At 73.5% G+C, this 11,777-nt stretch carries 12 protein-coding genes; 5 read left to right on the top strand and 7 right to left on the bottom strand.

Annotated features, from left to right (window positions below):
- The first annotated feature begins 30 nt into the window (after positions 1 to 30).
- The 3 genes from ABZ930_RS14295 to ABZ930_RS14285 all read left to right on the top strand — a co-directional run bounded on the left by ABZ930_RS14295 (position 31) and on the right by ABZ930_RS14285 (position 4,572).
- Positions 31 to 1,575, top strand: a complete 1,545-nt coding sequence (locus ABZ930_RS14295) for a transcriptional regulator (protein WP_361546711.1) — start codon at positions 31 to 33, stop codon at positions 1,573 to 1,575.
- The gene (locus ABZ930_RS14290) at positions 1,572 to 2,978 is read left to right on the top strand and encodes a DUF1116 domain-containing protein (RefSeq protein ID WP_361546708.1); all 1,407 of its coding nucleotides are present in this window, start codon (positions 1,572 to 1,574) and stop codon (positions 2,976 to 2,978) included. Before ABZ930_RS14295 ends, ABZ930_RS14290 begins: the two co-directional genes overlap by 4 nt.
- Before the next feature lie 151 nt (positions 2,979 to 3,129).
- A complete protein-coding gene (locus tag ABZ930_RS14285; protein WP_361546705.1) occupies positions 3,130 to 4,572 on the top strand; it encodes a GuaB1 family IMP dehydrogenase-related protein in 1,443 nt (480 codons plus the stop codon).
- A 24-nt stretch (positions 4,573 to 4,596) separates the two neighbouring features.
- Here ABZ930_RS14285 and ABZ930_RS14280 read toward each other — a convergent pair whose 3' ends face one another.
- The 7 genes from ABZ930_RS14280 to ABZ930_RS14250 are packed head-to-tail and all read right to left on the bottom strand — an operon-like array spanning position 4,597 to position 9,315.
- Positions 4,597 to 4,953 carry an ATP-binding protein gene (locus ABZ930_RS14280; RefSeq protein WP_361546702.1) on the bottom strand — a complete coding sequence of 119 codons (357 nt, stop codon included), beginning with the start codon at positions 4,951 to 4,953 and terminating at the stop codon, positions 4,597 to 4,599.
- A gap of 21 nt (positions 4,954 to 4,974) precedes the next feature.
- Positions 4,975 to 5,367 (bottom strand): STAS domain-containing protein, encoded by a 393-nt coding sequence (locus ABZ930_RS14275; protein WP_361546699.1) that lies wholly within the window; start codon positions 5,365 to 5,367, stop codon positions 4,975 to 4,977.
- Complete coding sequence (locus tag ABZ930_RS14270) at positions 5,364 to 6,581, bottom strand: PP2C family protein-serine/threonine phosphatase (RefSeq protein ID WP_361546696.1); 1,218 nt, start codon at positions 6,579 to 6,581, stop codon at positions 5,364 to 5,366. Before ABZ930_RS14270 ends, ABZ930_RS14275 begins: the two co-directional genes overlap by 4 nt.
- Positions 6,578 to 7,594, bottom strand: a complete 1,017-nt coding sequence (locus ABZ930_RS14265) for a SpoIIE family protein phosphatase (RefSeq protein ID WP_361546693.1) — start codon at positions 7,592 to 7,594, stop codon at positions 6,578 to 6,580. The genes ABZ930_RS14270 and ABZ930_RS14265 overlap by 4 nt, the downstream gene beginning before the upstream one ends.
- Positions 7,591 to 8,049: an ATP-binding protein gene (locus ABZ930_RS14260; RefSeq protein WP_361546690.1), complete on the bottom strand. Its 459-nt coding sequence runs from the start codon at positions 8,047 to 8,049 to the stop codon at positions 7,591 to 7,593. Before ABZ930_RS14260 ends, ABZ930_RS14265 begins: the two co-directional genes overlap by 4 nt.
- Positions 8,033 to 8,434: an STAS domain-containing protein gene (locus ABZ930_RS14255; RefSeq protein ID WP_361546687.1), complete on the bottom strand. Its 402-nt coding sequence runs from the start codon at positions 8,432 to 8,434 to the stop codon at positions 8,033 to 8,035. Before ABZ930_RS14255 ends, ABZ930_RS14260 begins: the two co-directional genes overlap by 17 nt.
- The gene (locus tag ABZ930_RS14250; RefSeq protein WP_361546684.1) at positions 8,431 to 9,315 is read right to left on the bottom strand and encodes an STAS domain-containing protein; all 885 of its coding nucleotides are present in this window, start codon (positions 9,313 to 9,315) and stop codon (positions 8,431 to 8,433) included. The genes ABZ930_RS14255 and ABZ930_RS14250 overlap by 4 nt, the downstream gene beginning before the upstream one ends.
- Positions 9,316 to 9,743: 428 nt before the next feature.
- On the opposite strand from ABZ930_RS14250, the gene ABZ930_RS14245 reads away from it, so the two are divergent.
- Together ABZ930_RS14245 and ABZ930_RS14240 are read left to right on the top strand one after the other, a co-directional pair.
- Positions 9,744 to 11,219 carry an amino acid permease gene (locus ABZ930_RS14245; protein ID WP_361546682.1) on the top strand — a complete coding sequence of 492 codons (1,476 nt, stop codon included), beginning with the start codon at positions 9,744 to 9,746 and terminating at the stop codon, positions 11,217 to 11,219.
- Between the two features lie 10 nt (positions 11,220 to 11,229).
- On the top strand, positions 11,230 to 11,682 hold the full coding sequence (locus tag ABZ930_RS14240) for an Lrp/AsnC family transcriptional regulator (protein WP_111665623.1): 453 nt from the start codon (positions 11,230 to 11,232) through the stop codon (positions 11,680 to 11,682).
- Positions 11,683 to 11,777 lie beyond the last annotated feature (95 nt).

Below are 11,777 nucleotides of genomic sequence, written 5' to 3'. Positions count from 1 at the left end.
CAGGTCGCGCGCCCTGCCTACAGTCGCCCCATGGTGCTGCGAAACGCCGTGCACAACGACCTGTACGCCGACTCCGTCGCCCTGATGAGAGTGGCCGCGCGCCTCGCCGGATCGCCCGGCGTGGACGCCGTCAGCCTCGTCATGGCAACCCCCGCCAACCGCGAAGTCCTCGCCGACGCCGAGCTGTTGGCCGAGGAAGGGCGCTCCGCCGCCCCCAACGACCTGATCGTCGCCGTGCGCGGCACGCCCGCCGCCGTCGAGCGCGCGCTGGCCGACGCCGTCACCGCGCTGCGCGACACCGGCGCCCCGCCCGACGGCACTCCGGGAGCCCCGGCCGCGCCGCCGCCGCGCTCCCTCGCCGCCGCGCCCGCCGACGCCGACCTGGCCCTGATCTCCACGCCCGGCGCCTACGCCGCCGCCGAGGCCCGCAAGGCGCTCCGCCGCGGCCTGCACGCCTTCGTCTTCAGCGACCACGTGCCGCTCGACGACGAGGTGGCGCTCAAACAGGAGGCCGCCCGCAGCGGTCTGCTCGTCATGGGCCCTGACTGCGGCACCGCCGTGATCGGCGGCGTCCCCCTGGGCTTCGCCAACGCCGTCCGGCCCGGCACCGTCGGCCTCACCGGCGCCTCCGGCACCGGTCTGCAACAGGTGTCGACGCTCCTGCACGACCTGGGCGCGGGCGTCAGCCACATCATCGGCACCGGCAGCCGCGACGTGAGCGACGCCGTCGGCGGGCTGACCACCCGGGCCGCCCTCGACGCCCTCGCCGCCGACCCGGCCACCGACTCCCTCGTCCTCGTCTCCAAGCCGCCCGCGCCCCAGGTGGCCGAGCGGCTGCTCGCCCGGATCGGCGAGCTGGGCAAACCCGCCGTCGTCTGCTTCCTCGGCTGGGACCCCGAGGGCGTGCCGGTCCCGCCCGGCGTCACCCTCGCCCCGACCCTGTACGAGGCCGCGCGCGCCGCCGCCGAACAGGCCCTGGGACACCCCGTCCCCGCCGAACCCGTACCGTCGCTGCCCGAGCCGCCGCCCGACCGCCGCCTGCTGCGCGCCCTGTACACGGGCGGCACCTTCGCCCACGAGGCCGACCTGCTGCTCGGCCCCGCGCTCGGGCCGCTCGACCGCACCGCCGGGCGCCCCGGCGCGCCGCCCGCGCTGCCGCCCCGCCACCTCGTCCTCGACCTCGGCGACGACGCCTACACCGCGGGCCGCCCGCACCCGATGATCGACCCGGCCGTGCGCGACGCCTGGCTGCGGGCGGCGCTCGCCGATCCGGCCGCGGCCGTGATCGTGCTCGACCTCGTCATCGGCCACGGCGCCGCCCCCGACCCGGCCTCCGCGATCGCCGCGACGCTGGCCGGGGCCGACGCCGACCGGCCCGCCGTGCTCTGCTTCGTCGTCGGCACCGACGAGGACCCGCAAGGGGCGAGCGCCCAGCGCCGCGTGCTGCGCGAGGCGGGCGCCGAGGTCGTCGGCAGCAGTACGCAGGCGGCCCTCGCCTGCGCCCGGCTGCTGGGCGGCGACCGGGCGACCCGGGCGTCCGCGCCACGCCCCGCCACGATCGGAGGCCCCGCATGACCCCGTCCGCCCGCCCGCTGCTCGCCGCCCCGCCGCACGTCGTGAACGTGGGCGTCGAGGAGTTCGCCGCCGCGCCGCGCGCCGCCGGGGCGACCGTCACCCAGCTCGACTGGCGGCCGCCCGCCGCCGGGGACGCCCGGCTCGCCGCCAAACTCGCCCGGCTCACCGCCCGCCCCGACATCGAGGCCGCCAACACGACCGCGCTGGCGCGCGTCCTCGACGTACAGCCGCTGTGGACCGACGTCCGCCCGGCCGGCGAACTGATCCCGCGACTCGCCGAAGAGCGGCTGCTGCTGCACGCCGGGCCGCCCGTCGCCTGGGAGCGGATGTGCGGCCCGATGCGGGCCGCCGTCGTCGGCGCGGCCCTCCTGGAGGGCTGGGCCGCCACCGAGGACGAGGCGCTGCGGCTCGCCGGATCCGGCGCCATCGGCTTCGCGCCCTGCCACCACCACGACGCGGTCGGCCCGATGGCGGGCATCGTCTCCGCGTCCATGCCGCTGATGGTCGTGGAGGACCGGGCGAGCGGACTGCGCGCGTACTCCAACCTCAACGAGGGCCAGGGCCGGTGCCTGCGCTACGGCGCGCTCGGCGACGACGTGCTGGACCGGCTGCGCTGGATGGGGGAGCGCCTTGGACCCGCCCTGCGCGCGGCCCTGCGCTCCCTGCCCGAACCGGTCAACCTGCGGACCGTCACCGCGCAGGCGCTCCAGATGGGCGACGAGTGCCACAGCCGCAACACCGCCGCCAGCGCCCTGCTCACCCGGGAACTCGCCGCCGCCCTCGCCCGCCACGCCGACCTCGGCGGCATCGAGGCGCTCGACTTCCTGCGCGACAACAACTACTGGTTCCTCAACTTCTCCATGGCGGCCAGCAAACTGGCGCTCATGGCCGGGCACGGCGTGGAGCACTCCACCCTCGTCACCGCCTTCGCCCGCAACGGCGTCGACGTCGGCATCCGCGTCAGCGGCCTCGGCGACGCCTGGTTCACGGCGCCCGCGGCGCCCGTCGAGGGTCTGTACTTCGCCGGGTACGGGCCACAGGACGCCAACCCCGACATCGGCGACAGCGCCATCACCGAGACCCACGGCCTCGGCGGCTTCGCCCTCGCGGCGGCCCCGGCGATCGTCGGCTTCGTCGGCGGCACCCCCGAGCGCGCCCGCCGCGTCAGCGAGGAGATGGCGGCCATCACCCTCGGCCGGCACCGGGACTACCGGCTCTCCGGGCTCGACTTCCAGGGCAGCCCGGTCGGCATCGACGTACGCAAGGTCGTCGACACCGGACTCGAACCCGTCGTCACCACCGGCATCGCCCACCGCGAACCCGGCATCGGCCAGATCGGCGCCGGACTCACCCATGCGCCCCTGAGCTGCTTCACCGGCGCGCTGGACGCCTTCCCCGAATGACCCTCTCGGATGATCATCCAAGCCGGTTCTGCCGCCTTGGGACGTTCGGCCCGAAGACGTGACCATGGCCCACGTGGGAAAATGAAGTACGTGCTTTGTGCCCCGGCGGCATCCTTCCGGGGCTCCCTTCTAGCGATCGGGACCTGCGCACGTGCGTTTCCTCAATGACATCCAGCCCGCGTACGACCTGACGTACGACGACGTCTTCATGGTGCCGCGCCGCAGCGCCGTCGGCTCCCGTCAGGCCGTGGACCTCTCGTCCCCGGACGGCACGGGCACCACGATCCCGCTGGTCGTCGCCAACATGACGGCGATCGCCGGCCGCCGGATGGCCGAGACCGTGGCCCGCCGCGGCGGCATCGTCGTCATCCCGCAGGACATCCCGATCGAGGTCGTCACCGACGTCATCTCCTGGGTCAAGACGCGTCACCTGGTGCTCGACACCCCGATCGTGCTCGCCCCGACCCAGACCGTCGCCGACGCCCTGGCCCTGCTGCCCAAGCGCGCGCACAACGCCGGCGTGGTCGTCGACGACGAGCTGCGGCCCCTCGGTGTCGTCACCGACGAGGACCTGACCGGCGTGGACCGCTTCACCCAGCTGTCCGAGGTCATGTCCCGCGACCTGCTGCTGCTCGACGCGGACATCGACCCGCGCGACGCCTTCAACAAGCTGGACGGCGCCAACCGCCGCTACGCCCCGGCCGTCGACAAGGACGGCAAGCTGGCGGGCATCCTCACCCGCACCGGCGCCCTGCGCGCCACCCTCTACTCCCCGGCCACCGACGCGGACGGCAAGCTGCGCATCGCCGCGGCCGTCGGCATCAACGGCGACGTGGCCGGAAAGGCCAAGCAGCTGCTCGACGCGGGCGTCGACACGCTCGTCATCGACACCGCCCACGGGCACCAGGAGTCGATGATCTCCGCGATCCGGACCGTGCGCGCGCTCGACCCCGAGGTCCCGATCGTGGCGGGCAACATCGTCGCGGCCGAGGGCGTCAAGGACCTCATCGAGGCCGGAGCGGACATCATCAAGGTCGGTGTCGGCCCCGGCGCCATGTGCACCACCCGCATGATGACCGGCGTCGGCCGCCCGCAGTTCTCCGCCGTCCTGGAGTGCGCCGCCGAGGCCAAGAAGTACGGCAAGCACGTCTGGGCCGACGGCGGAGTCCGGCACCCGCGCGACGTCGCCATGGCCCTCGCGGCCGGCGCGTCGAACGTGATGATCGGCTCCTGGTTCGCCGGGACGTACGAGTCCCCGGGCGACCTCCAGCACGACGCCAAGGGCCGCGCCTACAAGGAGTCCTTCGGCATGGCCTCCGCCCGCGCCGTCAAGAACCGCACCTCGGACGAGTCGGCGTACGACCGCGCCCGCAAGGCGCTCTTCGAGGAGGGCATCTCCACCTCCCGCATGTTCCTCGACCCGCAGCGTCCGGGCGTCGAGGACCTGATCGACTCGATCATCGCGGGCGTCCGCTCCTCCTGCACCTACGCGGGCGCCAACTCGCTGGCCGAGTTCGAGGAGCGGGCCACCGTCGGCATCCAGTCCGCCGCCGGCTACGCCGAGGGCAAGCCGCTGCACGCCAGCTGGAGCTAGCCGAGCCGTGGGCGGCGCCCCGGCTCACACCGCCGTCGGCGCCGCCCACGCGGCCGCGATGCACTTGCCGTCCGCCGCCGGACGCACCGAGAGCTGCTCGGCGAGCCGCTCCACCATGTGCCAGCCGAAGCCGCCCCCGCCGCCCAGATCCGGCGCCCGCGGCACCGGGGCGCGCGGATCGGCGTCCTCCACCTCCACCGCGAGCCCGCCCGCGTCCGCGCGCAGGCGCAGCCGGCCCAGCGCGCCCGTGTGCCGGGACGCGTTGGTGACCAGCTCCGACACGACCAGGAGCACCGCGTCCGTGTCGGCCCAGGGGCAGTGCTCGGCGAGAAACCGGGCAGCTGTGTGCCGGGCCTGTGTCCCCGTCAGGGGACCGTCCATCACGATCTCCATCTGTAACGGCTACCCCGCCGACGGGCCGGTACCGGTACCGGTTCCGGCCGGTCCACCGGGACTCAGCACCGTGTCCAGTCCGGTGATCCGGAAGATCCGCTCGACGACCGGGGACAGCCTGCACACCGCGAGCTCGGCGCCCCGCTCCTGGAGCGCGGTCCGCGCCCGCAGCAGGGCGTTGATGCCGCCCGAGTCGAAGAACCGCACGTCCGACAGGTCGAGGGTGAGCGTGGCCCCGTCCGGCACCGTGACCCGGTTGAGGGCGTCGAGCAGCCGAGGCGCGCTCTCGTAGTCCAGGTCGCCGGTGAGCGCGACGACCGGGCCGTCCGGACCGGGCACGGTGGCCAGCCGCAGCACATGGGACGGATCCCCGGGTATCGCCCCGGGCGCGGCGTGGGTCATCGGCTTCTCCGTACGGTGAGGGCGAGCGTGTCGTCCGGGTGCAGGATCACGGTGTGCATCTCCTGTGCGAGGGCGCCGGGGATCTCTTCGGTGGGTCGGTGCCGGTGGCGGACGGCCGCCGCGGTCAGCCGCCGTTCCCCCTCGTAGGGGTCGCGGCGGCTCTCGGTCAGGCCGTCCGTGTACAGGACCAGGAGGTCGTCGGGGGCGAGCTGTTCGTGGCGCAGGCCCTCGCTGCCCGCCATCGGATAGCCGATGCCGCGGCCGCGCACCTCCAGGAAGCGGGCGCTGCCGTCGCCGCTCACCAGCAGGGGCGGCGGATGGCTGCCGTTGGCGAGAGCGACGCGGCCGGAGACCGGGTCGATGCGGACCAGCTGGACCGTCGCCATCAGCTCCCGGTCGTAGGGGAGCAGGATCTCGTCGGTGCGCCCCACGATCGACTCCAGCGAGTGGCCCTCCAGGGTGAGGGTGCGCACGGCGTGGGTGACGTTCAGGGCGCTGCGGGTACTGGCGACACCGTGTCCGAGGGCGTCGACGACCGTGATGTGCACGGTGCCGTCGGGCAGCTCGAACCAGTCGTAGAGGTCGCCGCCCGTCGGGGCGTCGGTCTCGGCCGGCGCGTAGTGGATGGCCAGTTCCAGGCCGTCGACCTTTATCGGCGCCGGGCGCAGCGCGTCCTCCAGCTCGCGCAGCATCTGGCCGTGCGCGCGCCGCAGTTGCTCGTCGCGCTCCTCCAGCTGTACGTAGAGGGCGAGGACGCCGCTGTTGGTCTCGTCCAGTTCGTGGGTGAGGCTGCGCCGGTCGGCCTCCAGGGTCTCGGCCCGGTGCACCGCGGCGCGCAGCTCCTCCTCGAGGAGCTCCACGGGAGAGCCCGGCCGGGCGCCGGCCGGGGGCCGCGCGGGCAGCGGGATGCGCCACACCGTGGTGTCCGCCTCGCGCTGGGCCGGCAGCGGCAGGTTCTCCACGGCGGACGCGGACGGCGCCCGCAGCCGCAGCGTCAGCTCCCGGTCGTCCGCCGCCCGGTCCGGCGCGGCCTCCAGGGTGACCAGCCGGCCCGCCCGCAGTTCGCTCTCGGCCACCCGGGACACGGACTGCGCGAGGCGGGTGCGCAGCTCGGCCGGCAGGTGCACGCGGGCCGCCAACGCCCTTACCGCCGAGCGCAGTTCGGGCAGCGACCGGTGCGTCGTGCGCTGGTGCGCGGCCGCCTGGTCGGTCATGAACTCCTCCTTGCCGCCCCGGAGACCAGAGCGGTCGCGTCGTCGCGTGCGCTGCGGTGACCGTGCCCCAGGGCGGCGGCGAGCAGCCGGGGCGGCATGCCGAGCAGGAAGGGGGTGGCGCTGTCGGGCCAGCGGGCCGTGATGCCGTCGCTGTGCACGACCGCGGCGCACTCCTCGGGCATGGGCAGCGTGCGGGTCTGCGGTCGCGGCATGTTCCAGCCGACCACACCCGGCTGGCCGAGCGCCCGGGAGCGCACCCCGTCCGGGGCGACCAGCAGCAGCCGTACGTTGCCGATGCCGCAGTGCTCCACCGAGCCGGGCCGCAGCCGCATCAGGCCGACGGCGGCGCCGCGGCCGGAGCGCAGCGCGCCGTCCATCGCCGTGAGGATCTCCGGCAGCGGGCGCTCGGGCGCCGCCCGGAACGCGGCCACGGCGGCGGCGCTCGCCTCGGCCGCCTCCGGCCCGTGCCCGAGCCCGTCCACGACGACCGCCGTACGCCCGCCGGGCGCGTCGACCACGGCCGCGCTGTCCCCGCACTCCTCCTCGCCGCGCACCGGCAGGCACAGCAGACCCAGGTCGGACAGGGGCGGGCGGGTGCCGGGGGCGTGGAAGCGGGCGCAGATCAGGGTGCCGACGCCGGGCAGGGTGCGCAGCGTCAGCTCGTCGGCGAGCCGGCGGGCCGCGCCCATGCCCGAGCCGAGGGTGCCGGTGGTGCTGAAGCCGTCGACCATGGCCCGGTCCGGGCTCGCCATGCCCGGCCCCCGGTCCACGGCGACCACGTCGATGCCGCCGCCCAGCGGATGGCACTGCACGTACACGGCGCCGCCCACCGCGTGGAGCAGCAGGTTCCCGGCGAGTTCGGTGGTGAGCACCGCGGCGCGCTCGGCGGCGGTGCCGTCCAGACCGCCGTGCCGTGCGGCCCGCCGGGCCAGCGTCGCCGCGTGGTGCACGGCGCTGGCGTGGTCGACGACGACGTGCGCGGTGACCGCGGGGTCGTGGGTCCGTCCGGTCATCGTGGCGTCCAGCGCACCGCGGTCACCGTCGTGCCCGCGCCGGGCCGGGTGTCGACGTGGAACTCGTCCATCAGCCGCCGGGCGCCGCCCAGGCCGTGGCCGAGGCCGCCACCGGTGGTGAAGCCGTCCTGGAGCGCGGCGCCGACGTCCGCGATGCCGGGACCGTCGTCCCCTATGACCAGCCGGATGCCGGTGCCGCCCGGCCGGGCCAGCAGCTCCACCGTGAGGGTGCCGCCCTTGCCGTGGACGTAGGCGTTGCGGGCGAGTTCGCTGGCCGCGGTCACCACCCGGGTCTGGTCGACCAGACCGAATCCGCACTCGATCGTGGCCGCCCGCACGGCATGACGTGCCGTCAGCAGGTCGTCGTCGGAACGGACTTCGTACGCACGCTGCACCGTCACCTGCGGGCCCGGGGGATGGGCCGCGGGTGCCGTGTGCTCATCCGACAAGGTCATGGCCGGGAGCCTCCAGGGTCCGCTGCCAGCCGAGCGCGGTCAGGCCCTGCTCCGCGTTGAGCGCGGTCTCCACGCCCGTCAGCCGGATACCGAGTTCGACCAGCGTGATGGCGACCGCGGGACGCATCCCGGCGACGATCACCCGGGCGCCGAGCAGCCGCGACATCGTGGTCAGTTCCATGAGCGTCCGGGCCACGAACGAGTCGATGATCTCCAGCCGGGAGATGTCGATGAGCACCCCGCGGGCCGAGTCCGACACGATCCGCTCGGTCAGTTCGTCCGTGAACAGGACGGCGGACTTGTCGTCCAGCTCGTTCAGCAGGCCCGTCACCAGGACGTCGCCCAGCCGGAGAATGGGAACGCCCTGCGGGCGCGGGGTGGTCACCGTGCTGCCGATTCGGCGACGGCCAGACCCACGGCGGGCTGGTCCGTGAGTCTGACCGCGGCCGACAGGGCGTCGGCCAGGGTGGCACGGGTCAGGATGGTGGACAGGTCGATTCCCAACTGGGCGATGGTCTGGGCGATGGGCGGCCGGATCCCGCTGATGACACAGTCGGCGCCCATCAGCCGGACCGCGTTGACCGTGTGCATGAGGTGCTGGGCGACCGCCGTGTCGACGGTCAGCACCCCGGTGATGTCGATGATGGCGACCTTCGCCTCGTCGTCCTGAATGGCCTGGAGCAGCGACTCCATGACGATCTGGGTGCGCGCCGTGTCCAGCGTGCCGATCAGCGGCACCGCGAGCACGTGCTTCCACAGCCGCACCACCGGCGTGGACAGCTCGAGGAGCTGCCGGCTCTGCCGCCGGATGATCTCCTCGCGGCCCTCGACGTAGGTCTCGAAGGAGAGCGCTCCGGCCGCGTCCAGCATCCGGTTCACCAGGATCGCCGCCGAGAACAGCTCGCCCATGTCCCGCGTGGTGTGCTGCACGGCCGCCAGCAGCGCCTCCTTGAGGGAGAGCACCGCGAGGGAGGTGTCGGTGGGGGTGGCACCCGCGCGGACCCGGCGCAGCGACAGCTCCGTGACCGCCGTGCGCAGACCGTGGTGCGCGGCCACCACGCGCTCGATCGGCACGTCGCCGGCGAGTGCGTCGCTGAGCGCGTCGATGAGGGTGCGGGCCTCCTCGCGCAGTTCGCCCTCGGTCATGTCGGTGCCGAGTGCGGCCTGTTCCAGCTGGAGCGTGGTCCAGCGGGCGGCGATCTGTTCCTCCTGATCCCTCAGCGCCTCGAGCAACAGGGTGCGGATGTCGGTGTCGCTGGTACTCACAAGCCTCTCTCACATCGCTTCTGCCGGACATGTGCGTCGAGCACATGATGCCTTTCCCGAACCGCCCCTGCCGAAGCCCGGGTTGATGTCAGGTCATCTTCCCGGCCAACGGCAGGGGCGGCCATGCCGACTACCCCGGTCCGGAGCTTTCACTCCCCTGCGTGACGTGTGGTCTCGAACACACCTCGCGCGCCGGGGGAAGCCGGGCCACGCAACGAACACGTGTGGGGCGACCCTACGCGCAACGATCTTGCGGGTGCGCGCAAGGTTGCTGCATTACAGACGGGAACAGACGTCCTCTAGAGTCATCCGCTGTACGTGGCATGGCGGGGGACGGCCTGCTCGGCGGTCCCCGGCCAGGGTGAGGACCGTCACGTCTCCTTGTCGTCACGGCCGACTGAAACCGGCAGCGATCAAGGAGCCAGCGCGTGCTCGACCAGGGAACCCCACCCTCAGCAGGAACCCCCGCAGGGCTCGGCGCCCGTCTCATGCGGCGCAAACCCGTGGAACGCCTGGTCGCGGAGGGCGGCCAGGGCGAGGGCGGCACCCTGCGGCGCTCCCTCGGCCTCTGGCAGCTGACCATGATCAGCATCGGCGCCACGCTCGGCACCGGCATCTTCGTCGTCCTCGGCGAGGCGGTTCCGAAGGCCGGCCCCGCGGTCACCCTCTCCTTCGTGATCGCCGGTCTCACCGCGCTCTTCTCGGCCCTCTCCTACGCCGAACTGGCCGGGACCATCCCGGTCGCGGGCTCCTCCTACTCGTACGCATACGCAACGATGGGCGAGCTCGTCGCCTGGATCTGCGGCTGGTGTCTGATCCTGGAGTACGGGGTCTCGGTCGCCGCCGTCGCCGTCGGCTGGGGCGAGTACCTCAACGAACTGCTCGACGGCACGATCGGCGTCACCATCCCGGACGCGCTCTCCGCGCCGCCCGGGGACGGCGGCATCTTCAACCTGCCGGCCCTCATCGTCGTCCTGCTCGCGATGGTCTTCCTGCTCGGCGGCGCCCGCGAGTCCGCCCGCGCCAACACGATCATGGTCGTCGTGAAGATCGTCTCGCTGCTGCTCTTCTGCGCCATCGGCCTGAAGGGCTTCGAGTCCGGCAACTACGAGCACTTCATGCCGCTCGGCATGGCCGGGGTCAGCGCGGCCGGCGCCACCCTCTTCTTCTCCTACATCGGATTCGACGCCGCCTCCACCGCGGGCGAGGAGGCGAAGAACGCCCAGCGCGACCTGCCCCGCGCGATCATGCTCTCGCTGGTCATCGTCACCGCGCTGTACGTGCTCGTCGCCGCGGTCGCCGTCGGCGCCCGGCCCTGGAAGCAGTTCGACGACACCGAGGCCACCCTCGCCGGGATCATGCAGGACGTCACCGGCCAGTCGTTCTGGGCGACGCTGCTCGCCGCGGGCGCCGTCATCGCGATCGCGTCGGTCGTGCTGACCGTCCTCTACGGCCAGACCCGCATCCTGTTCGCGATGGCGCGGGACGGGCTGGTGCCGAAGGCGTTCGCCAAGGTCCACCCCAAGACCGGGGCGCCGCGCGTCAACACCGTCATCGTCTCCCTGTTCTGCGGGGTGCTCGCCGCCGCGATCCCGCTCGGCCAGCTCGCCGACGCCACCAGCATCGGCACGCTCTTCGCGTTCGCCCTGGTCAACGTCGCCGTGGTGCTGCTGCGCCGGACCCGCCCCGAGATGGACCGCACCTTCCGGGTGCCGCTCTTCCCGGTCCTGCCGGTCCTCGGCTTCGGCTTCTGCGTGTGGATGATGGGCAGCTTGTCCACGATCACCTGGATCGTCTTCGGTGTCTGGATGGCCGTCGGCCTCGTGTTCTACTTCTGCTACGGGATGCGTCGCTCCCGTCTCGCCGCCCCGGAAGTCACCGCTGACCCCGCAGCCCAGAAGTGAACCTCCTGCCTTGCTGAACGATCTCGACGAACGCATCGTGCACGCCCTCGCCGAGGACGCCCGCCGCTCCTACGCCGACATCGGCCAGCTGGTCGGGCTGTCCGCGCCCGCCGTGAAGCGCCGCGTGGACCGGCTGCGGGCCACCGGCGCCATCACCGGCTTCACCGTACGGGTCGACCCGGCCGCGCTCGGCTGGGAGACCGAGGGATTCATCGAGGTCTACTGCCGCCGCAACACCTCGCCGGACGCGATCCGGCGGGGCCTGGAGCGGTATCCGGAGATCGTGGCCGCGTCCACCGTCACCGGGGACGCGGACGCGCTGGTGCAGGTCTTCGCCTCCGACATGCGGCACTTCGAGCGGGTCCTGGAGCGGATCGCGGGCGAGCCGTTCGTCGAGCGGACCAAGTCCGTGCTCGTCCTGTCGCCGCTGATGCGCCGCTTCACCTCCGGCTCGCCCGCCTGACGCGCGTCCAGGTACGCAGAACGCCGCGCAGGCCCCCGGGCGCGCAACGAATCGCCGCCCGGGGCGCCCCGCACGCAACAGATCGCACACGCAGA

This window comes from Streptomyces sp. NPDC046716 (assembly GCF_040645755.1).
In the GTDB taxonomy this organism is placed as follows: Bacteria; Actinomycetota; Actinomycetes; order Streptomycetales; family Streptomycetaceae; genus Streptomyces.
Note: the sequence above shows the minus strand (reverse complement) of the source record. Positions and strands in the feature narration are given on the sequence as shown.